18 protein-coding genes are annotated in these 20,659 nt (G+C 70.4%); 12 read left to right on the top strand and 6 right to left on the bottom strand.

Going from position 1 to position 20,659, the window contains the following annotated elements; translation table 11 throughout:
- Window positions 1-5: 5 nt before the first annotated feature.
- The 3 genes from DZF91_RS09435 to DZF91_RS09445 all read right to left on the bottom strand — a co-directional run bounded on the left by DZF91_RS09435 (window position 6) and on the right by DZF91_RS09445 (window position 3,023).
- Window positions 6-1,232 (bottom strand): condensation domain-containing protein, encoded by a 1,227-nt coding sequence (locus tag DZF91_RS09435; RefSeq protein ID WP_158587888.1) that lies wholly within the window; start codon window positions 1,230-1,232, stop codon window positions 6-8.
- A gap of 122 nt (window positions 1,233-1,354) precedes the next feature.
- A complete protein-coding gene (locus DZF91_RS09440) occupies window positions 1,355-1,939 on the bottom strand; it encodes a hypothetical protein (RefSeq protein ID WP_147341076.1) in 585 nt (194 codons plus the stop codon).
- Window positions 1,929-3,023, bottom strand: coding sequence for a hypothetical protein (locus DZF91_RS09445; protein ID WP_117357094.1), 1,095 nt, complete (start codon window positions 3,021-3,023; stop codon window positions 1,929-1,931). Before DZF91_RS09445 ends, DZF91_RS09440 begins: the two co-directional genes overlap by 11 nt.
- Before the next feature lie 282 nt (window positions 3,024-3,305).
- On the opposite strand from DZF91_RS09445, the gene DZF91_RS09450 reads away from it, so the two are divergent.
- Entirely contained in the window at window positions 3,306-4,040 is a 735-nt protein-coding gene (locus tag DZF91_RS09450; RefSeq protein ID WP_158587889.1) for a sulfotransferase family protein, read from the top strand.
- 48 nt (window positions 4,041-4,088) lie between these two features.
- On the opposite strand, the gene DZF91_RS09455 is transcribed toward DZF91_RS09450, so the two are convergent.
- Window positions 4,089-4,811, bottom strand: coding sequence for a helix-turn-helix transcriptional regulator (locus DZF91_RS09455; RefSeq protein WP_117357096.1), 723 nt, complete (start codon window positions 4,809-4,811; stop codon window positions 4,089-4,091).
- Window positions 4,812-4,818: 7 nt separating this feature from the next.
- On the bottom strand, window positions 4,819-5,397 hold the full coding sequence (locus DZF91_RS09460; protein ID WP_158587890.1) for a helix-turn-helix transcriptional regulator: 579 nt from the start codon (window positions 5,395-5,397) through the stop codon (window positions 4,819-4,821).
- Between the two features lie 641 nt (window positions 5,398-6,038).
- Here DZF91_RS09460 and DZF91_RS09465 point away from each other — a divergent pair.
- The 4 genes from DZF91_RS09465 (at window position 6,039) to DZF91_RS09480 (ending at window position 10,237) form a co-directional block, all read left to right on the top strand.
- Window positions 6,039-6,683, top strand: coding sequence for a response regulator transcription factor (locus DZF91_RS09465; RefSeq protein ID WP_158587891.1), 645 nt, complete (start codon window positions 6,039-6,041; stop codon window positions 6,681-6,683).
- 70 nt (window positions 6,684-6,753) lie between these two features.
- A complete protein-coding gene (locus tag DZF91_RS09470) occupies window positions 6,754-7,587 on the top strand; it encodes an inositol monophosphatase family protein (protein ID WP_117357099.1) in 834 nt (277 codons plus the stop codon).
- Window positions 7,588-7,913: 326 nt separating this feature from the next.
- Window positions 7,914-9,248: an aspartate aminotransferase family protein gene (locus DZF91_RS09475; protein ID WP_158587892.1), complete on the top strand. Its 1,335-nt coding sequence runs from the start codon at window positions 7,914-7,916 to the stop codon at window positions 9,246-9,248.
- Window positions 9,248-10,237 carry a Gfo/Idh/MocA family protein gene (locus tag DZF91_RS09480; RefSeq protein WP_117357101.1) on the top strand — a complete coding sequence of 330 codons (990 nt, stop codon included), beginning with the start codon at window positions 9,248-9,250 and terminating at the stop codon, window positions 10,235-10,237. The genes DZF91_RS09475 and DZF91_RS09480 overlap by 1 nt, the downstream gene beginning before the upstream one ends.
- 98 nt (window positions 10,238-10,335) lie before the next feature.
- Here DZF91_RS09480 and DZF91_RS09485 read toward each other — a convergent pair whose 3' ends face one another.
- Window positions 10,336-10,914 carry a hypothetical protein gene (locus DZF91_RS09485; RefSeq protein ID WP_147341079.1) on the bottom strand — a complete coding sequence of 193 codons (579 nt, stop codon included), beginning with the start codon at window positions 10,912-10,914 and terminating at the stop codon, window positions 10,336-10,338.
- A gap of 465 nt (window positions 10,915-11,379) precedes the next feature.
- On the opposite strand from DZF91_RS09485, the gene DZF91_RS09490 reads away from it, so the two are divergent.
- Genes DZF91_RS09490 through DZF91_RS09520 form a run of 7 tightly spaced genes read left to right on the top strand, consistent with a single transcriptional unit; the run spans window position 11,380 to window position 20,631 of the window.
- Window positions 11,380-13,140 carry a fatty acyl-AMP ligase gene (locus DZF91_RS09490; RefSeq protein WP_117357103.1) on the top strand — a complete coding sequence of 587 codons (1,761 nt, stop codon included), beginning with the start codon at window positions 11,380-11,382 and terminating at the stop codon, window positions 13,138-13,140.
- The gene (locus tag DZF91_RS09495) at window positions 13,137-14,954 is read left to right on the top strand and encodes an acyl-CoA dehydrogenase family protein (RefSeq protein WP_117357104.1); all 1,818 of its coding nucleotides are present in this window, start codon (window positions 13,137-13,139) and stop codon (window positions 14,952-14,954) included. Before DZF91_RS09490 ends, DZF91_RS09495 begins: the two co-directional genes overlap by 4 nt.
- A complete protein-coding gene (locus DZF91_RS09500; protein WP_117357105.1) occupies window positions 14,951-16,627 on the top strand; it encodes an acyl-CoA dehydrogenase in 1,677 nt (558 codons plus the stop codon). The genes DZF91_RS09495 and DZF91_RS09500 overlap by 4 nt, the downstream gene beginning before the upstream one ends.
- 56 nt (window positions 16,628-16,683) lie before the next feature.
- Window positions 16,684-16,971, top strand: coding sequence for an acyl carrier protein (locus DZF91_RS09505; RefSeq protein ID WP_117357106.1), 288 nt, complete (start codon window positions 16,684-16,686; stop codon window positions 16,969-16,971).
- Complete coding sequence (locus DZF91_RS09510) at window positions 16,968-17,900, top strand: 3-oxoacyl-[acyl-carrier-protein] synthase III C-terminal domain-containing protein (protein ID WP_117357107.1); 933 nt, start codon at window positions 16,968-16,970, stop codon at window positions 17,898-17,900. Before DZF91_RS09505 ends, DZF91_RS09510 begins: the two co-directional genes overlap by 4 nt.
- A gap of 9 nt (window positions 17,901-17,909) precedes the next feature.
- Window positions 17,910-19,331, top strand: coding sequence for a preATP grasp domain-containing protein (locus tag DZF91_RS09515; protein ID WP_199486519.1), 1,422 nt, complete (start codon window positions 17,910-17,912; stop codon window positions 19,329-19,331).
- Window positions 19,321-20,631: a type III PLP-dependent enzyme gene (locus tag DZF91_RS09520; protein ID WP_117357108.1), complete on the top strand. Its 1,311-nt coding sequence runs from the start codon at window positions 19,321-19,323 to the stop codon at window positions 20,629-20,631. Before DZF91_RS09515 ends, DZF91_RS09520 begins: the two co-directional genes overlap by 11 nt.
- The last annotated feature ends 28 nt before the right edge of the window (window positions 20,632-20,659 follow it).

Genomic DNA, 20,659 nt, shown 5'->3' on the forward strand with positions numbered 1-20,659 from the left:
TCTCCTTAGGGCTCGGCGGGAGGACGTTCGATCGGTTCGATCTCCGCCAGGCGCAGGTCGCCGTCGACCAGCGAGAGCAGGAGCCGTTCAATACCGAACAGAAAGGCGCGGATGGTGGGCGGAGGCAGGTGGGCGGTGTCGGCGAGAAGGCTCAGCCGGATCACGGACGTGTCCGACAGGTCCTCGTGGACTTCAAGGAAGAACGTGACCGTGGCCCGGTCCCGTTTGCGCTCCCAGTGGAACGTGGTGGGGAGCGGGGCCTCGGGACCGGGGAGGCCGGGGTCACGGACCGGCGTCCAAAGATCGTTGAACGCGATGGCGAGATCGACGTCTGATCCCGCGGTCAGAGCGGCGACGTCGTCGGCGTCGAAGCGGCCGTTGCGCTGCACGCGCAGGGAGGCCGCCCAGGTGTTCCGCACGACTTCCCCGAAGGTGTCGCCACTCAGGTCGATGACCGTCAGCACCTCTTGCGCCAGGTTGCCGACGGCATGGCGGAGCGCAGGGGAGACGCGGTTGCCCGCCATGAGCCTCACCGCGCAGCGGTCCACGCCGGTGTGGCGGCCCAGGAGGACGGCCGTTGCGGCCAGCATGACGTGCGTGGGCCCGGCCCGGTAGCGCTCGGCGAGGACGGTCAGGGCAGTGGGGAGGGCCTGGGAACGAATACCGCCGCGCCAGTAGCGTGGCGTCTGAGGTTTGTGGCGCGCCGCCGGAAACATCCTCGGCGGGGCCGCAGCCAACTCCCGGCGCCAGTGCTCCAGACCCCTCGCCAGAGCGCGGCGCCCCCGGGGTGAACGCTCTTCCTCGGCGACGTCGACGGGCGCCAGGCCCGGCGGGTGGTCGAGCCCGCCTTCCAGCAGGTGGACCAGTTCATCGGCGAGAATCCGGCCGCTGATGAAGTCCGCGGCGAGATGCGACATCCACAGTTGGAAGAACACCGGCCTGCCGTCGAGCATCCCGATCCGCGCGCCGAAGGGAATCATGGTCGCGGGGTCGTGGGGGGCCTCCGCGCAGAACGGGGACCAGTCGCCCACCGTCTCCTCCGGACCGAGCGCCGCCAGGTCGACGAACCCCACGTCGACCTCCCCCTCGGCGACGACCTCCTGAACGAGGGTGCCGTCGTCGGTGAGTCGGAACAGGGTGCGGAGTGACTCATGGCGTTCGACCAGGGCACCGAGACCCGACAGGATCGTCGCGATGGAGATGCCGTCGGGCAGCGTCCCTCCCGCGGTCATGTCGCCGAACGAGGGCTCGTCCGGACGGTGCGTCCGCAGCCAGAAGTCCCACTGTCCCACCGTGCAGGGTGCCGTGACCGCCCGATCACCACGGAACGGGATACGGCACGGTGAATACCTGGTCATTGCTTTCCCTCTCGCCGACGGAGCAGCGCCGCCCGGCGCACCGCCCTGTAGTGGTGCTCCATCCACGCGGGCAACGCGGCGTGCGGAGAAATGCAGAAGGGGAACAGCTCCCGGCGGTGGGTCGGCCAGCTCGTCCGGGCGCGGTGCACCCGCGTTGAGGCCGGAAGCGTGAACGCTGGAGGATCAGTGGCTCCTCCCGCCCAGCGTTCGGCGAGCTCGAGCCGCCGGACGGCCTCCGGGAGAGGGAGGTGTGCGAGCCCGGTCCACGCCACCGCCCGGCTGGTGAAACGCGCGCCGCGCAGTTCGGGACGGTGTTCCGCACCGAGCACGATCGGCAGGACGGCGCGGGAGGTGAGCTTCTCGCACGCGAGCATGGACAGTTCCGGCTGGTCGTCCGTGCCGCGCATCGGGGCCGGCCAGCACCTGTCCGCACCGCTCACGCCGCAGACCGGACAGGTGACGAGGCGCACCCGGACGGATGGGCCTGCTCGTCCGGTGGGCGTGAACGGAGGGGCCGTGAGTTCACTGCGGGCCTCCCTGACGGCCAACCGCGCCAGCAGCTCACGCAGTTCAGCGGACATGGGCACCACCATGGGCGGCGAGGGCGCACCGTACGGCGGCGACGCCCAGGTCGATCAGCGGGTCCAGGGCGAACGCGGTCCGGTCGGGTTCCGCTAGTCCGCTCTCGACCCAGGAGGAGACGGCCGGGCGGGTCAGCGGACCACCGCAAGTGGGAGGCGGGGCGAGCGCGGAGGCATGGGCGACGTCGGCGCCGAGGAGATATCCGGCCGCCCACACCTCGACGGCCACGGGGACCTGATCGCTGGGGACCGCGCTCAACCACGGCTCCGCCCGGTCGAGGACCTCCTCCGGGTCCGGACCGATCGACGAGCACGCGTCGTACCAGTACCAGCCGTACCGGTGCTCCACCGGCTCGCCGTGCACGATCCGGACAGCGCAGAGGGAGTCGAGGAGCTCCACGGTGTAGGGACCGGGTTCGAGGCCCTCCCTTCGCCGCCAATGCCCGTCGCGGATCGGCATGCCCGGTGTGTGGACAGTGGCGTGCAGGCGGCCATGATGACCGACGATCGTCGTTTCGTGGCCGTGGTCGAGCAGATGCGGCACGGTCGCGACGACCGGGATCCCCTGTTCGCGGCAGAAGATGACCACCATCTCGTCGTCGTCCTGCGCTTCGTCCGGCATGTCCGCCAGGAAGGCGGCGAGTCGGCGGGCCAGGTCAACGGGAAGGACGAAGCCCTGGGTGGGAGTCCACTCCGTTGACGAGAGCGGCGCATAGGCCCGGTCGGCGACGGCTGCGCGGCGGGTGAGGTAGGAGTTGTGCGGGCTGTCCCAGTGGGAGTACATCGCGATGCCGTGGGCGGGGAGGGCGGTCACCGCCTCGTGCAGGTGCCGCGCGAAGTCCGGGGTGGGAACGGCGTCGTCCTGAAGCACCAGGTGGTGGGTCGCCCCGTCCTCGATCTCCGCCCAGGCTCGCTTCGCCGTGCGCAGGGGACTCGGGGGGCCGAGCGGATCCGGGTCGGGGACGACCCGGGGCCTGAGCGGCTCGAAGGACGCCAGGACCGCCGGCAGCCGCCCGGCGCGGCGTGGATGGTGCATCATCGCGACGCTGAGCCGGACCGAGGCCGTCCGCGAACCGCCTGCCATGGCGTCTCCCGTTCACCCGGTGGCACGAAAGGCCGCTCCGGGCGACCACGCCCTCATATTCGCGGTCATCGCCGCCGGCGGTGAATGTCCGTGTGGACACGCCAATGACCGGACGATCAACCGGATCCGACGGGCATGCCCGTCCTGTCGGCCGCGGCCTTGACGGGGGGTCTTCCGGCGGGGGCGAGCGTGCGGAACCCCGGGCATGCCCATGCGTCCATGGGGAACGTTCGTCCGTTCGCGGCTGGCAGGGGGAGCGTTCCGCGGCCAAGAGTCGTCAGAGTGAAAGAGACGGAGAGCGCCGCCCAGACGATGGTCTTCATCGGAGGGCTGCACAGGAGCGGCACGACACTGTTGGCCTCGGTCATGGCCACCCACCCGGCGATAGGCGGGTTCAGGCACACCGGAGCCCCCGAGGACGAGGGGCAACATCTCCAAACGGTGCTCCCCATCGACGAGCATCACGGTGGCCCAGGAAGGTTCGCCTTTTCCCCGGATGCTCATCTCACAGAGTCATCGCCCTATGGTTCGGCAGCGGTGGCCCGGCGGCTTCGCACCCAGTGGAACCGCTACTGGGATCTGTCAAAACCCCTGCTGCTGGAGAAGTCGCCGCCGAACCTGACCCGGTTCCGCCTCCTTCAGGAACTCTTTCCGGACTCGAAGTTCATCCTGATGATGCGAGACCCGGTCTCCGTGACGCTCAGCACTCGCAAGTGGACGCCCGCGCTCTCTCACCGCGACCTCGTGAGGCACTGGCTCCAGGCCCACCGGATCGCCTTCGAGGACTCGCGGTCGCTGCGGCACTTCACAGTGGTCCGCTATGAGGACCTGATGGATGCTCCTGAGAAGACCACTGAATCCCTGGCGGATTTCCTCGGCATCGCCGACGAGTTCGACACCTCGCGCATCAGGTCCTCCCTGGACGGCCTTTACGCCGCCAGGTGGAGATCCGAGGTGGACCAGGCGACGCTCGACGACCTCCGGGACGCCGTGGCGGAACACGGCTACATGCTGTGACCGGAAGAGGGGGCCGACGGATGAAGCCGAGCGAAGACGCCTTCGGCCTCACGCCCGGCCCTCCAGCTCGGCGTCACGCGAACGCCAGAGCCCTCGCCAGGAACGGCCTCGGAAGTTCGCCTTGGCGAGCCTCATCCCCAGTTCGAAACGGCTGTCCACACCGAACTCCTCCTTGGCCTTCCTCACATGACGCTGGACCGTGCGCGGTGAGACCCCCAGTTCCTTGGCGACGGCCTGGTCGGTGAGTCCTGCGGCCAGCCTGCCGAGGATCTCCCGTTGCAGGGTGTCGGCGGTGTTGGAGGTCTTGTCGAACGTTCGGCCGTGCCCCCAGCACCGCTCGAAGGCGGCCACGAGTCTCGCGATCTGCGAACGAGCTTCCAGCACCTGGAGCGCACACCCCTCTCCGATGAGGACGGCTACTTCCCGGTCGGCCAGCAGCAGGTGGGACCTGAGTTCCGGATTGATGCGGACGTCGCTGGTACACGCGGGCGGGAGGTGGTTCATCGCGCCGCGGGCCTGCTCCACATCACCGACGACCATGCGCAGTCTCCGACTCGCTCCCGAGCCGATCGTCGGCCCGATCCCGGTCCAGTCACAGGCACCCGCCGGAAGCAGGATGAGGAGTTCGTCCCGTGCGAAGGCGGCGACGGCCTCGATCAGAATGTGGTGGTCGGGCGCTGGGGAGTACTCGGAGGCTCGCCGATCAGACGAGGGCGGGCGGACGGCGCGGGTGGGCGGCACCCAGGGCTGGGCCTCGCCAAGCGGGCTCACCGACCGCTCACCGATGTGTTCCGGTACCGGCGGCGGCGAATCTCGCGGTGCCGTCGGCCGGCAGGTCGGGTAGACCGGCAAGCCGGCAGACGAAGCCCAGCTCGAGGCGGCTGCGGGCGCCCAGGAGGTTCATCGTGGTGGTGATGTGTCTTTGCACTGTGCGGGTCGATAGGCCCAGCCCTTCGGCGATCTCCTCGTCGGTCAACCCGGCCGCGAGTCCGATGAGGATCTCCTGCTGCACCGCAGAGACCTGCCCGCGAGCGGCGGCATGCCGTCCCGCGCGGCGCCACAGCCACTCGAAGAGCGAGACCAGGGAGTCGACCGCCGCGTTCGGTCGCGTGATGCCGGTCCAGTGAGTGCCCCCCTTCGACGCGGACACCCAGGCGATGGTGCGGTCCACGACGATCAGGCACATCGGGACCTCTGGCGAGAAGCGGACCTGGCGGTGCGGAACGGCGGCGTGCTCCTCGGCGAGCGGTGGCGTCGGGCCGTGCACGATGAGCCGGGTGGCGATGCTCGTCCACGGACCTGTGATGTCGTAATCCGCGGGGAGGATCGCAAGAATCTCCTGGCGAGCAGCGGCCATGAGTTCGGTCGCTTCTCTCTTGTCCCCATCGGAGCCGTTCGGAGCCGTCGGCCTCATTCACCCCTCCCCGCCGAGCAGGGGCGCCGATGATGGGAACAGGGCAGGTGAGGTCCTGTACAAGAAGGCGCCGGAAGAGAACAAACCATCCTCCAGTGATCATCAACACCAATCCGCCCACTCCACGTCGTCGGCCATGACGGAGGGTTTCAAGGCGAGCAATCCTCATGTCAGCGGCGGGGGAGTGCCGTGCGGATGTGCCCTGAACCTCGTCTGCATGGCTGGCGCTGCCTTGATCAGGATCACACGCAGGATGGATTGGACGCCCCCTGAATGGCCGATTGCGGACGAAGGCGGATCGAAGTCCGATCGGGGGGCGCTCCAGGTGACGGTCAGCGGCACATCTGTGACATACAGTATTTCATATTATTTTGGTCGGAAATATACATTGACTGACCAATAGTCGGCTTTGTCGGAAAAACGACAACTGTCTTGCTCTGCTGCCGCTTCGCCGATGTGATGAGGCTCACTCGGAGGATGTGGCATCCACGGGGGCGCGTCGAAAGGTGAGCATGTCGTCATCAGCATCAGCAGCAGCAGAGGACACGGGGACGAGGGGCACGGAAGCCGGGACCGGCTTGAGAGTGGCACTGGATGTGGGGAACGAGGTGCTCGCGCGGGGACTGGCCGACGCACTCGGTCAGCTCGCGGAGGTCGCCGGTGTCACCTGCCGCGGCGGAGGCCCACAGGCCCAGCCGCCGTGGGGCGGGGAGAGCGCGGACGTGGTCATCATCACCAGTGCGCGAGCGGCCCGGCTGCGTGACGACCCGCACCCGGCCGGCTGCCCGCGCCCGAAGATCCTGGTGCTTCTCGACGAGGCGGAGGTCGCCCGGTCCTCGGCGGCCGCCCTGCCCGCGGACGGCTTCCTGCTCCAGATGGACCTCACCGTGGACGCCCTGCGCGACGCGCTCGCGCGCATGGCCAGGGGAGAGATCCCCATGCCGGCCAGGCTGACCAGGGACCTCCTCTCCCGCGCGGGGTCGCCGGTGCACGACGTGATGCCGCGGCTGGTCAGGCTCACGGCGCGCGAGAAGGAGACGCTGACCCTGCTGGCCGAGGGGTTGAGCAACAAACAGATCGCCCGGCGACTCGCGATCTCCGACCACGGAGTGAAGCGCCTGGTGACCAGTGTGCTGCTCAAGCTCGGCGCACCGAACCGCACCGCGGCGGTGGTGACCGCCATCGGGGTCGGCATCATCGGGCATCCGCGGGACTCCCAGCCGGCCTAGCGCAGGCCGCCGGACGTGGTTTCGAAACCGTCATCCCCCAGAACCGACACCGACGGGCCGGTGAGAAGTCGTGAAGACCACTCGTGCGGAGGGTGACGGCGGTGCCGAGGAGGCCGCCATCGAACTCGTGGAGGTCGCCGCGCGTTCCGCCGTCATGGCCGGTCGCCATCTCGCCGGCCATTTCCAGCGGGAGGTGGGCACACGACAGAAGACCGGTGTCCACGAGCATGACGTCGTGACGGTGGTGGACGGAGAGGCGGAAGCCCTCATCCGGCGCGAGCTGACCACCGCCTTTCCCGCATCGGTGATCATCGGCGAGGAGGAGGGGACCAGCGGCGCCGGCGACATCTGCTGGTTCGTGGACCCGATCGACGGCACCCACAATTTCTCCCGCGGTATCCCCCTCTTCTGCTGCTCGATCGGCGTGACGGTGCGCGGACGGCCTGTCGGCGGTTGCGTGTACGACCCCGTCCACGATGAGCTCTACACCGCCGACCCCCGGGGCCTGCGGCTCAACGGCGCGCCGGTGGCCGAACCCCGGGCACGGCCGGTGCCCATGGTGCTCACCGACATTCCCAACGCCGGGATGACCAACGACCCGGTGGAGCTGGAGCTGTTCACGGCGCTCCTGGCGGCGGCCGACGTCCGGCGGATCGGGTCCTCGGCGCTCGCGCTGGCCTACGTCGCGACCGGCCGGGCGGACATGGCCCTCAACGCCGATACCTTCGCCTGGGACGTCGCGGCGGGCCGCGCTCTGGTGACCGCCGCCGGCGGCACCTTCGTGGCGGTCCCCGAGCCGCCGCCCACCACGCGGCCCGGAGGGTTCGTCGCCTGGCGCCGAGGATTCGACGAAACGGGAGCCGCCGCTCTGACGGCGCTGAACAGCATTCCCGCCCTTCGGTAAGGCCGAAATGCAGTGTCCTGGGGCGGGCCCACGCCCCCCGCCGCCTTCGGCACGCCCCTGCGCGAACGCAGCCGAAATGGTGGGAATCGGCGAGACGCCCTCACGAAAGCCGGTCGTTGGCCGTGGGCCGGCATGAAGCGGAAGAAAGCAAACGGCTCAGCCGAGTCATTCTCGGACGAAGGGCCACATGGGCATGGCCGTTCGTCCGGAAGAAAAGGAAGTCGTCGGGGCATGACACAGGCGCGGCCAGGCGAACGAGGATGACAGAGGCTGAGCACTCTTCCGCATGGCCGACGCAGCGGCGTTGCCGAAAGAAAGGCGAAAGCATGTCCGAGACGCTCGAACCGGGGATTCGGCATCCGCGCGACCGGTCGTCCGAGCATTGGCAGGCCGAACAGGAGGTCCTCGGGCCGGGCCTTCAGGCGGTCATGCTGTGGTCCGAACTGTGCGTGGAGAAGGCGTCCGGCACCGTCCTGACCGACCTGGACGGCAACCGGATCCTCGACCTTCAGGGGGCGGGAGGCGTCAACTCCATCGGTCACGCGCACCCTCGGATGGTGGACGCGCTCACCGCCGAGGCCGCCACGGCCCCGGCGGGGGCGTTCGGGTCCCGAGCCCGCCACGCCATGACCGACTCCCTGCGCAAGGTGCTTCCCGGTGGACTCGACCGGATCCAGCTCTACAGCGGCGGCACCGAGGCCGTCGAGGCGGGTTTGCGGCTCGCCAAGTCCGTCACCGGCAAGCACGAGTTCTTGTCGTTCTGGGGCGGTTTCCATGGGAAGACCGCCGGCAGCCTGGCCTTGACCGCAGGTGCGCGCACGAAGCTCGGCCCGCTGCCGCCCGGGTACTTCAGCGCTCCCTATGCCAACTGCTACCGCTGCCCGTTCGCGCTGGAGCCGACGTCCTGCGGTTTCGCCTGTGTGGATCACGCCCGCGATGTGATCAGGGAGAACTCCACCGGAGCGCTCGCAGCCGTCGTCCTGGAGCCGGTCCAGGGCCGTTCGGGCAACGTGGTCCCGCCGCCGGGTTACCTCTCGGCCCTGAGGGATCTCGCCACGGAGTTCGGTGCGCTGCTCCTGGTCGACGAGATGATGACGGGCTTCGGCCGCACCGGCGGCATGTTCGCCTTCACCCGGGAGGACATCGAGCCGGACATCGTCACGGTCGGCAAGGGCATGGGCGGCGGCTACCCGGTCACCGGTGTGATCGCTTCGGCCGACACGATGTCGGCCTCCCCGTTCTCTGATCCCAGCGCCAGTTCGTCCAGCTTCGGGGCGTTCCCGATGGCGTGCCGGGCGGTGGCCACCGTCACCGACGTCCTGGTGGAGGACGATCTCCCGGCGCGCGCGGCCAAACTCGGCGCCGAGATGCTGGCCCTGCTCGCCCCACTCGTCGAGGAGGCGCCGCTGGTCGGTGACGTGCGCGGACTGGGGCTGGCGATCGGGATCGAGCTGGTCGCCGACAAGCAGACCCGTGAACCGGTGGGGAAGGACGTCGTGCGCAAGGTGTTCCTGGCGCTCATGGAGGCTGGGGTGCTGGTCATGGTCGGCGGTAACAGCCTCCGTCTGTACCCGCCCCTCACCATTGACGCAGAGGAGGCGCACCAGGCCGTCGCGCTGGTCCGACGCACCCTCATCGGCCTCCCGAGCGGGGGCGCGTGATGGATCTGGCCATCGTCGGATTCGGTACCGCGGGTGAGGCGCGGCTCAGCGCCTACGCCACCATCGAGGACGCGCGCGTCGCCTGCGTCGTGGACCCTTCGCCGGACCGGCGAGCGCGTGCCGCGGCACACGGTCTCGACGGATTCGCGGATCTGGGCTCCATGCTGGCGACGACCACGGTGGACGCGATCGACGTCTGCGCGCCACCGGCCTTCCATGCCGAACTCGTCACCGCCGGGCTGACCGCCGGGTGCCACGTGATCTGCGAGAAGCCCGTGGCGTTCGAGGCGGCACAGGCGGCCGACCTCGTCGCGCGGTCACGGCGGACGGGCCGCCTGCTGTACCCGGCGCACAACTACGGTTTCTCACCCATGATGCGGATGTTCGTCGAGGCGGTGGCGGAACCGATCGGCGGGCCCATGACCGCCTCGTTCACGATCCGACGTCCGACCCATGCCCGCGGAGTGTCGTCCTGGAGGCCGGACTGGCGGCGCGATCCCGCCATGGCGTGCGGCGGCATCCTCCTGGACCACGGCACCCACTGCATCTACATGGCGACCCGGCTTTTCGGCGCCCTGCCCACCAAGGTGTCCTGCACGACGATTCTGAACGATCAGGGCTTGGACCACGCGGCCGAGGCCACGTTGCGTTTCCCGAACGGATCCTGCGAGATCGCGCTGAGCTGGATCAGCGACGAGCGTTCCAACCTGTACGAGCTGAGCGGACCGGCGGGTTCCGTCTCCCTGCACGACGGTCAGGCGCTCATCACGGGACCGAACGGCTCCGAGGTGCGTGAACTCATCTCGCCCACCGGCAGCGGCACGCACGAGGAATGGTTCGCCGACATGTTCGCCGACTTCGCCTACCTGGTCGACCGCCCCCAGGAGTGGGGCAGACCGCTGGACGAGACGCTGGGGACCGCGCAGATCATCGAAGCGGCCTACCGCTCCGCCGCCCGGAACGGGACAGCGGTCTCCGTCGACGGCTGACCGCCCCGTCCACCCCGGTGGCTCGGCCCTCCCCGGGGACTCGGCAGTCCGCGCTCGGGCGGGGAATCGCGGCGCCCCCCGAGCGCGGTCACCGAAAGTCAGCCGGCTGACACGCCGGACCCGGCGAGGTCGAGGGCGCGGAGGAGGGCCCGGCCGAACTCGGGGCTGGCGATGTAGGGGCGCGGGGCGCGAAGGCGGGGGTCGCAGTCCATCACGATGTCCTGGACTCGCCGGCCGTACCGCGACGCGAGGCCCTCACCTCCGGCCAGACCGTCCCCGACATCGGCGAGATTGATCCACTCCCGCACGCGGGGCACGACGGCGCGGCCCCGTCCCGCCAGCGGCGAACCCACGGTGATCAGCGTGGGGGCCGCGTGGTGAGCGGTCGGCCGCCGGGCGAGGACGTCCACGGCCGCGACAGCACCGAGCCCGAATCCGACGACGATCCGGGTGCGGGGTGTGAGCGCCTCACGGACCGCCCGGCGGTCGGCGACCGTGGAGCCGGACGTCACCGCACGGACCGTCCGGATCAGCTCCCCTGGTGGCAGACCGACGAAGAAGCGGGACCGGCCCAGCGCGGCCAGGCGATCGGGTGCGGGCTCCCGGCGGACGGTCTCGTCGTCGAAGCGCGCCGTGTTCCACCACCGCTCGACGACCTCCGCGTCTCGCCGGTTCAAGGGAGGCTCCCCGGAGTGCTCCGTGATTCCGTCAAGGTCGACGATCGTCATTTCGGGTGCCTCAGGCGCGACGACCCCGGCGAGCGCCAGGCCGTCCTGCGCGGAAGTGAGCCACTCCAGCCGCAGCGAGGACGGGTCCCGGCGCGGCCCGCCGGTTCCGTGCACAACGAGAACGGATGTCACCGTCGCCTCCAGGCCCCGAGGAACGAGTACCACCGCTCCTCGCTTTATCAGTGTTTGTCCTCCGCCACGCTAACCGCATATTCGGACGTTGGCTTCCCGGCATCCGGACGGCGGCCCGTGGGCCTCTTGTTCACACAGCTCAGGCTCGGAATGGGAAGTTCGGGCCTACCCGATCGGACGGGGCATCCGTACAGATCCACGGTGCACCCTTTATGGACTTATGAACAATTCCCCCGCTGAGTGATCCTTGGTTACCCAACGACCCACGGAGGCTGGCGGCGCATGAACGAGCACAGCACCCTTGTCGAACTCATGTGCGCCAGAGCGGCCGAGCACGGCGACCGGACGGCTCTGGTCTTCAGCGCGGATCCCTTCCGTCCGGAGCGGGACGAGATCCTCACCTACCAGGGGCTCGACCAGGCCGCCCGGCGGGTGGCCGCGCTGCTCCAGGCCCGGTTCGCCGCCGGCGCCCGCGTCCTGGTGCTCCACCCCACCGGGCCGGCGTTCGCGGAGAGCTTCCTCGGCTGCGTTTATGCGGGCATGGTGCCCGTGGCCGCTCCGACGCCCCATGACAACCGCCGCCTGACGGACCGGGTGGCGGCGATCGCGCGGGACGCGGACGCGGTCGCGGCCCTGGTCGATGCCTCTGACCTGGAGACGCTCACGGCCTGGGCCAAGGAGCGAGACCTCCCCGAGATCACCCTTCTTGCCCCCGCCTCCGAGGTGCTCCCGCCGGCCGACGCCTGGAAGCGGCCGCCGGCCGACCCTGGCGCCCTGGTCTTCCTCCAGTACACCTCCGGGTCGACCAGCGACCCCAAGGGCGTCATGGTCGACCACGCCAACCTCCTGGCCAACGCGCGGCTGCTCTCGTTGGTGCTCGACGTCGACTCCACGACCGTCACCGGCGGCTGGCTGCCGATGTACCACGACTTCGGACTGATCGGGCTGCTGCTGAGCCCGCTGATCATGGGCGCGCACACCGTCCTGATGCCGACGATGGCCTTCCTCAAACGCCCCCACGCCTGGCTGACCCTCATCGACCGGTACGACATCGACTTCTCGCCCGCGCCCAACTTCGCCTTCGAGTTCGTCACCCGGCGCGTCACCGACGCGGAGATCGCCGAACTCGACCTGTCCCGCTGGCGGCTCGCGGTGAACGGTGCGGAGCCGGTCCGCGCCGCGACACTGGAGGAGTTCGCCCGGCGGTTCGCGCCGGCCGGTCTGCCTCCGACGGCCCCGACACCCGGGTACGGCATGGCCGAGACGACGCTGGTGGTGTGCGGCAACCGGTCCGGCCATCCGCCCGTGGTCACCTCGGTGGACCGGGCCGCGTACGAACGGGGCGAGCTGGTGCCCGCGGCCGACGGCGCGAAGGCGCACCGGCTGGTGAGCTGCGGCCCCGCCGAGGTGATCGACATCCTCGTGGTCGAACCCCTGTCCCGCCGCCCCCTGCCCGACGGCCGGGTAGGGGAGATCTGGGTGCGCGGCCCGAACATCGCGCGGGGCTACTGGAACCGTCCCGAGGAGACCGCCCGGGTCTTCGCCGCCGCCACGGCGGACGGCGACTCCGGCTACCTGCGCACCGGCGACCTCGGGGTCCTGTGGAAGGGCGAACTCTACGTCACGGGTCGCCTCAAGGAGGTCATCATCGTCCGGGGCGGAAATCTCTACCCCCAGGACCTGGAGGCGGTGACCCACACCGCGCACCCCTCCCTGGAGCGCGGTGTCGGCGCCGCCTTCGCCGTTTCGGCCCCCGACGAGGGAGTGGTGATCGTCCGGGAGTGCCGCGAGCGGGATCCCGGTGGTCTTGCCGATGTCGCAGGGGCCGTCCGCGACCGGTTGAGCCGCGAGTACGGAGTCAACGCCCACGGTGTCGTCCTCGTGCGCCCGGGCGGGGTGGCCCGGACCACGAGCGGGAAGATCCAGCGCCGCCTCGTCCGCCGCCAGTTCCTGACGGGCGGGTTGGACTGCGTCTACGCGGACCTCAGCCCGGCCCTTCGCGCCGCTCTCCCCGCCGCGAGGACCGGGGAGACGGCACGGTGACGTCCTCCGCTCGGACCTCGGCGTCCGCCCTCTCCCCGGCGTCCGTCCCGTCCACGGGACCGGCGAGGCCCGATGCCTCCGGCGCGGGCGTGGTGACGGCCACGGCCTCGAAACCCGTTCTCAGCGGTGGCACGGTCGATCTGGAGGCATTCGAGCAGGCGCTCGGTGACCCCTTCGATCCGAGCGCGCCGCTGTCGTTCGCCCGCAGCGCCGAGTCGGACCGGCGGGAGCAGTTCCCCGCCGACATGTGCCGGCTGCTCGATCGGCTGGGAATGCCGAGCCTCTACGTTCCGGTCGAGCACGGCGGCGCGCTCGCACGGTACGACGAGTTGACGGCGGCCGTCCGGTCGGTCGCACGCCGCGACCTGACCCTGGCGGTCGGACATGCCAAGACCTTCCTCGGCGGCGTCTGTGTGTGGCTCGCCGGGAGACCCGAGCAGGCTCGCGCGCTCGGCGCGGACATCGTCGCCGGCGTGCCCGTCGCATGGGGGCTGACCGAGCACGGTCACGGCAGTGACCTGCTCGCGGGCACGATGCAGGCGCGGCGCGACGGGGACGGCTACCGCGTCCGAGGTGAGAAATGGCCGATCAACAACGCCACCCGGGGTGACCTGATCTGCCTGCTGGTCCGGACCCGGCCCGAGGGCGGACCACGCGGATTCAGCCTGCTGCTGGTGGACAAGCGGCGACTTCCCCACGACCGGTACCGGCACTTGCCGAAGGTGCCCACCCACGGCATCCGGGGAGCCGACATCAGCGGCCTGGCGATGGACGACTGTCCCGTTCCGGCCGGCGCGCTGGTCGGGACGGAGGGCGGAGGGTTGGAGACGGTGCTCAAGGCCCTCCAACTCACCCGGACGGTGTGCACGGCGCTCTCGTTGGGGGCGGCCGACCAGGCGCTCCGGATCACGGTGGAGCATGCCGCGCGGCGCGGTCTCTACGGCCGCACCATGGTGGACCTGCCGCACGTCCGGCGGGCGCTCGGCCGAGCCCACGCCGCGTTGTTCACGGCCGAGGTCGTCAGCGTGTTCGCCGCACGCGCCGTGCACACCATGCCGGAGGAGCTGAGCGTGATCTCCGCGGTGGCCAAGGCGTACGTTCCGTCCCGCGTCGACGAGCTGATCATGACGTGCGAGGAACTGCTGGGAGTCCGGGGGTTCCTCGCCGACTACCACGAGCACGGCGCTTTCCAGAAACTCCATCGCGACCACCGGGTGGTCGGCGTCTTCGACGGCAGCACCTTCGTCAACCGGCACTCCCTGATCAGCCAGTTCACGCTGCTCGCGCGGGGCCACGCACGCATCACGGCGAACCCGGCCGGGGTGGAGGGGGCCGCCGACCTCACGGCTGCACTACCCACCCCGCGGATGCACCGGTTGAGCCTGACGGCGCGCGGCGGTTGCGGCCTCACCCAGGGCCTGGCCGGTGCCGCTGCCGACCTGCGCGGCCTGACGGCCGACGGGCGGGCACCCGCACGACTCGCTGATCTCGCCGACGAATTGAACGGCCACTGTGAGCGCCTTCATGAGGAACTGGCCCTGTGTCCGCCCTCGTCCCAGTTCGCCCCGCCGGAGGCGTTCACGCTCGCCCGCCGGTTCGAGCTGTGCTTCGCCGGCGCCGCTGCGCTCCGGGTCTGGCTGCACAACGCCGCGGCCGGTCATGACGGGCTCTGGCTGGAGGCGTGCCTCGTCCACGTCCTGCAGTCCCTGCGTCCTGCCCGGACGGCGGCCGACGAGGCGGTCTTCGACCGGCTCTTCGACGCGTTGCGAACCGGTGCCCCCGTCGCACCGCCCACCACGGGAGGAGGACTGTGACCGCCACGGAGCTGGCACGCCGCCTCGGCGACCCGTGGGACACCGCCAATCCCGCCGGGCACACCGCTGTGCTGGCCGCCGACGAGCGAGGGGAGCCGTTCGGCGCCGGGGAGCAGATCCTTGACGCCATCGGGCTGAACGCCGAGTTCGTCCCGGCCGACCTCGGCGGAAGGCTGGCCCGCCTTGACGATCTGATCCGAGTGATGCGGCAGGTGTTCCGCCGTGACCCCGCGCTCGGTCTGGGGTACGGGGCGAGCAGCCTGATCGCCGCCGTGAACGTCTGGACCGCCGGGGACGGACGCCAGCGGCGCCGTGCCGCCGACCTGCTGCTCGGAGGCGGCCGGATCGCGGCGGGCTACCACGAGCTCGCCCATGGCAACGACTTCGCCGGAAGCGCCTTGTCCGCGTACGCCGGTCCGGATGGACGGCGCCGCCTCGACGGGCGCAAGGAAGTGATCGCCAATGCCGCGCGCGCCGAGGCCCTGGTGCTCTTCGCGCGCACGTCCGCCTCGCCCGGAAGCCGCAGTCACTCGCAGCTCCTGGTGGAGCGGGCCGACCTGCCCGCGGCCGGGTGTCGCGACCTCCCGCGCTTCCTCACGTCGGGGATGCGCGGGGTGCTCCTCGGCGGCCTGGCCTTCCGGGACTGCCCCGTCCCGGCCGATGCCGTCCTCGGCGAGCCGGGCCGCGGGATCGAGACGGCCCTGCGGTCGTTCCAGATCACCCGTACCGCGCTGCCCGCGATGGCCGTCGGCGTCCTCGAGGCCGGTCTGGACGCCACCGCCCGTTTCACCGACGCGCGCGTGCTGTACGGGCGGCCTCTGGGCGACATGCCGCTCATCCGTTCCGTCCTCGCCGACGCGTACGCCGACCTGCTGATCTGCGACTGCCTGGGACTGGTGGCGGCGCGTTCGGCGCACCTCGTCCCCGACCAGATGAGCCTTTACGCCTCTGCGGTCAAGTACTTCGTCGCGACACTGCTGACCGACGCCATGTACGAGCTGTCCCGGGTGCTGGGCGCGCAGTTCTACATCCGCGACGGTGAGTACGGCATCTTCCAGAAGCTTCTGCGGGACCTTCCCCCGGCGGGTTTCGGACACGCCGCGCGGGCGGCCTGCCTGGGGACGGTGCTCCCGCAGCTGCCCCGTCTGGCGCGCAGGGCATGGCGGGCGGGTGACGTCCCGCCCGTCGAGACGTACCGGCTCGGCGGGTCGCTGCCACCACTGTCATTCGACCGGCTCACTGTCACCTCCGGGGGGCGCGACGGCCACAGTGCGGCGCTCACCCTGGCGCTCGACGCTCCGGACGTGCCCGCCGAGGTGCGTCGGCTCCTGCACATCGTCGCAGTCGAGTTCGACGCCTTGGTCCGCGAGTGCGCCGCCTTGCCTCCCGGCGACCTGAGCGTGGACGCCCGACCCGAAGCCCTCGACCTGCCGGCGCGGTACGCGGCGGTGCTGGCCGCGACCGCCTGCGTGAACGTCTGGCTGCACAACAGGGACCGGGGTGGGGAGTTCCTCGCCGATCCGCGGTGGGTCGTGGCTGCGCTGCGCCGCATCGTCATACGGCTGAGGAGGGACCCCGGGCCCCGGTCCCGCGACCAGGACCGCGTGCTGGCGGCGGAGGCCCTCGCCCGGCACCACCGCAACAGCGGCTTCGGCCTGTCGGACGAACGATGACCGCCGCGTCAGTGGCGCCTCCGGGCGGCTCCGCCCGTCACGACAAGGAGAGTGTGATGAACGGTTCGGAATCTGATCCGCTGGAGCCGGGACTGGGGCATTGGTTGCGCGAGCGCGTCGCCCACTACGCGCAGCGCGAGCCCGCTGAGATCGACCCGTCGGCCAATCTGACCAGCTACGGCCTTGACTCCGTCTACGCGCTGAGCCTCTGCGGCGATATCGAGGACCGTCTCGGACTCGTCCTCGAGCCCACCGTGGCGTGGGACCATCCGACGATCGAGGCTCTGGCCGCGCACGTCGAGGGCATGCTGACCGACGCCCGCCGACCGCAGGACGCCGGATGACGTCCCTGGAGGACGTGGCAGCGTACCTGCCGTCCGAACGGGTCCCCGTGAGCGACATGACCGAGGAGCTGGGGCTCGGCCCCGACGAGGCGAAGGTCTTCCAGCGGTTCTACGGGCTGTCGGAAGTCCGCCGGGAACCCGGGGGCACCCTCACCGATCTGCTGCTGGCGGCCGCCGGGAAACTCACCACCCTGCGCGGACGGGAGCACCATGTCCGGTACGTGGTGCAGGCACGGACCATGCCGGTCGTCGTCCCGCACCCCGTCAACCCCGTCCACGAGGTGCGGGACGCGCTCGGACTGCGCCACGCGCAGGCGTTCGCGCTGACCCACCACGCGTGCGCGTCCGGGCTCCTCGCGGTCGATCTGTGCGGCAAGCTGCTGGGCGCTGACGGCCACCCGGACGGCCTGGCCCTGGTCCTCACCGGAGAGAAGACGTTCACGCGTGCCGCGCGGACGGTCCCGGGCACCGCCATCAACGGCGAGGGGGCCGCCGCCGTCCTGGTGGGGATCCGCGGCGATCGGGACCGGATGCTCGGATACGCCACACGAACGATCGGCCGCTTCTACGAGTGCCTGTCGCTCGCCGACGCGCTGTTCACCGAGTTCCGGCAGATCTACGCCGACTCGCTGGCCGAGGTGATGCTGGCCGCCGTCGAGGCGGCGGGGCTGGCTCTCGACGACATCGCCCTGGTGCTCCCGCACAACGTCAACCGGGTGTCCTGGGTCCGGCTGGCCAAGGGCCTCGGGCTTCCGCTCGACCGGGTGTTCCTGGACAACATCCCGGTCACCGGTCACTGCTTCTGCGCCGATCCCTTCATCAACTACCAGACGGCCGTGGAACTGGGCCGGCTCCACTCCGGAGACCGCTACCTGCTGGCCACGGTCGGGCTCGGGGCGACCTTCTCGGCGATGGTCTTCGAGCACTGAGGAGAGTCAGTGGATTTCAACGAGCGGCTGAAGTCGGCTCTGACCGGCGAAACCACCACGAGTCTGGTCCTCCTCGGCAACTTCGAGGTGGAGGACCGGTGGGCGCGCGGAGAGGTCGGACTGCCGCGCCTCGCCTTCGGGTCCGACAACGTGATCGTCAACAGGATGGACGAGTTCGCCCTGCTGTTGGCGGCCAAGGGGGACCACGTCCTGCTGAAGGCCGACCCCGACGCCGACTTCCTGGCCTACCTGGAAACGCTGGGCTTCGAGATGCCGGCCGTCCTCACGCCTTCCCGCCACGACCCCCGCAAGCTGGTCACCGAGGATGCGCTCGACGACCCCGGGTTGTGCGCCGAGCTGGGCGAGCTGGGCGCCCGGGGCGCCGTCCTCAGCCCCCACGGGGTGTCGGAACTGGAGGAGCAGCTGGCCGGAGCGGCCGGCCTCCCGCTCGCCGCGCCCTCCGCCGCCGTCTGCAAGGCCGTCAACAGCAAGATCTACAGTCGGCGACTGGCCGACGCTCTCGGCGTCCGCCAGGCGCGCGGCTGGACCTGTGACGACGTCGCCGAGATGGAGGAGGCGTTCGGCGCGGCGCGCACCCTGCTGGCCGCCGGGCGGCGCGTCGTCGTCAAGGACGCTTTCGGCGTCTCCGGCAAGGGCATCGAACTCGTCGAGGCCGAACCCCGGCTGGACCGGTTGCTTCGCATGATCAGCAGAAACGTGCGGCGGGCGGGCGGCGACCGGCTCGGTGTCGTCGTGGAGGAGTGGGTCGACAAGCGCGCCGACCTGAACTACCAGTTCACCGTGGGCCGTGGCGGCAGCGTGCACTTCGACTTCGTCAAGGAGGCATTGACAGAGTCAGGGGTGCACAAGGGCCACCGTATCCCCGCGCGGCTCGCCGAGCACCAGGTCGCCGAGCTGAAGGACGTCTCCCACCGCCTCGGCGAGAAGCTGGCCGCGGACGGCTACTACGGAGTGGTGGGCGTCGACGCGATGGTCGATCCGGACGGCGGTCTCTATCCGGTGGTCGAGATCAACGCCCGGAACAACATGTCGACCTACCAGGCCGCCATCCAGGAGGCGTTCCTGGAGGGGTGGGGAGGGAGGACGGCACTGGCCCGGCAGTACCCGCTGCGGCTCACCCGCCCGCTGCCGTTCGGCCGGTTGCGCGACCTGCTGACCGACCTGCTGTTCACCCACGCCTCCGGAACGGGACTGCTGGTCAACAATCACGCGACGGTCAACGCGGCGGCGCCGGAGGACGGCGCGGCAGCGGTCGGCGCGTCCTCCACCGCCGGGCCGGGCGAGTCGTTCGCCGGCCGCCTGTACGGCGTGGTCATCGCGTCCTCGGACGCGCAGCTGACCGCACTGGACGGCGAGATCACCCGCCGGCTGGCGGCTCTCCGAGAAGGGACCTCGTCCGATGCCGCGTGAGTACCAGGTGCAGGGCGTACCGGTGTCCGACCTCGCCCGCAGATACGGCACACCCTTCTTCGTCTACGACGGGCAGGTCCTGCACGACCGTTTCCACGGTCTGCGCCGCCGGCTGCACTCGGCGGTCGAGATCTTCTACTCGCTGAAGGCCAACCCCAACGTCTCGGTCTGCGCCCTCCTGCGGTCGTTCGGCGCCCGCGCGGAGATCTCCTCGCTGGTGGAGCTGCGGACGGCGCGTCGTGCCGGCGTCGCGCCGGAGGACATCATCTTCCTCGGGCCGGGAAAGAGCCGCCAGGAACTCGCGGCCTGCCTGGACGAGGGCGTCTTCGCGATCGTCTGTGAGTCCTTCCCCGAACTGGCGCTGGTGGACGAGCTGGCCCGCGACCGCGGCGTGCGGGCCCCGGTCGCGCTGCGGATCAACCCGAGCTTCGCGGTCAAACGGTCCGGGCTGGCGATGGGAGGGAAGCCCCGGCAGTTCGGCATCGACGAAGAGCAGGTGTTCGCCGAGGCCGGCCTCGCCGGGCGGTTCCCCGGCGTGGAGGTCATCGGCGTGCACGTCTACATGGGCACCCGCATCCTCGAAGAGGACGTGGTGGTGGAGAACACCACCCGCATTCTGGAACTGGCCGAAAGGGTCGCCGCCCACCTGGCCGTGCCCCTGCGGATGGTCGACGTCGGAGGCGGGCTGGGCGTCGACTACTTCTCCGGCGAGACCGGCCTGGATCCTGCCGTGCTGGCCGGGAAGCTCGACCCCGTGATCGCCGGATTCACCGCCCGGCACCCCGGCACACGACTGATCATGGAGGTGGGGCGGTACCTCACGGCCGAGTCCGGCACCTACGTGGTCGCCGTCCGCTATGTGAAGACCTCCATGGGCGAGCGGTTCGCGGTCGCCGACGGCGGCACCAACCACCACATGGCCGCCGTGGGCATCGGCTCCTTCGTGAAGCGCAACTTCCCGATGGCGGTGCTCAACCGGCTCGACGAGCCCGCCACCGAGGACTGGAACATAACCGGACCGCTGTGCACGCCCAACGACACCCTCGGTAAGAAAGTGCCGCTCCCGCCAGTGCGCGCCGGTGACCTGATCGGCGTACTGCGGTCCGGGGCGTACGGCCCCACCGCCTCACCCGTCCTCTTCCTCAGCCACGGCTATCCCGCCGAGGTGCTCGTCCACGAGGGCAGGCCGCATCTGATCCGCGAACGAGACCTCCCCGAAGACCTCATGGCCCGGCAGCGCCTCTACGACCCGGCCGAGCCGGACCCCGCGGCGCGGAACGCGACCGACATCGTCCCGTGAAGCCCCTGCACACGAAAGGTGACCTTCT

Source organism: Actinomadura logoneensis (genome assembly GCF_003428695.1).
In the GTDB taxonomy this organism is placed as follows: domain Bacteria; phylum Actinomycetota; class Actinomycetes; order Streptosporangiales; family Streptosporangiaceae; genus Spirillospora; species Spirillospora logoneensis.

Bases quoted from the DNA above. Each gene is read 5' to 3' on its own strand.
- DZF91_RS09440 (WP_147341076.1), bottom strand. From the start codon at position 1,939: ATGTCCGCTGAACTGCGTGAGCTGCTGGCGCGGTTGGCCGTCAGGGAG.
- DZF91_RS09445 (WP_117357094.1), bottom strand. From the start codon at position 3,023: ATGGCAGGCGGTTCGCGGACGGCCTCGGTCCGGCTCAGCGTCGCGATG.
- DZF91_RS09490 (WP_117357103.1), top strand. From the start codon at position 11,380: ATGAACGAGCACAGCACCCTTGTCGAACTCATGTGCGCCAGAGCGGCC.
- DZF91_RS09510 (WP_117357107.1), top strand. From the start codon at position 16,968: ATGACGTCCCTGGAGGACGTGGCAGCGTACCTGCCGTCCGAACGGGTC.
- DZF91_RS09460 (WP_158587890.1), bottom strand. From the start codon at position 5,397: ATGGCCGCTGCTCGCCAGGAGATTCTTGCGATCCTCCCCGCGGATTAC.
- DZF91_RS09435 (WP_158587888.1), bottom strand. From the start codon at position 1,232: ATGACCGCGGGAGGGACGCTGCCCGACGGCATCTCCATCGCGACGATC.
- DZF91_RS09475 (WP_158587892.1), top strand. From the start codon at position 7,914: ATGTCCGAGACGCTCGAACCGGGGATTCGGCATCCGCGCGACCGGTCG.
- DZF91_RS09505 (WP_117357106.1), top strand. From the start codon at position 16,684: ATGAACGGTTCGGAATCTGATCCGCTGGAGCCGGGACTGGGGCATTGG.
- DZF91_RS09520 (WP_117357108.1), top strand. From the start codon at position 19,321: ATGCCGCGTGAGTACCAGGTGCAGGGCGTACCGGTGTCCGACCTCGCC.
- DZF91_RS09480 (WP_117357101.1), top strand. From the start codon at position 9,248: ATGGATCTGGCCATCGTCGGATTCGGTACCGCGGGTGAGGCGCGGCTC.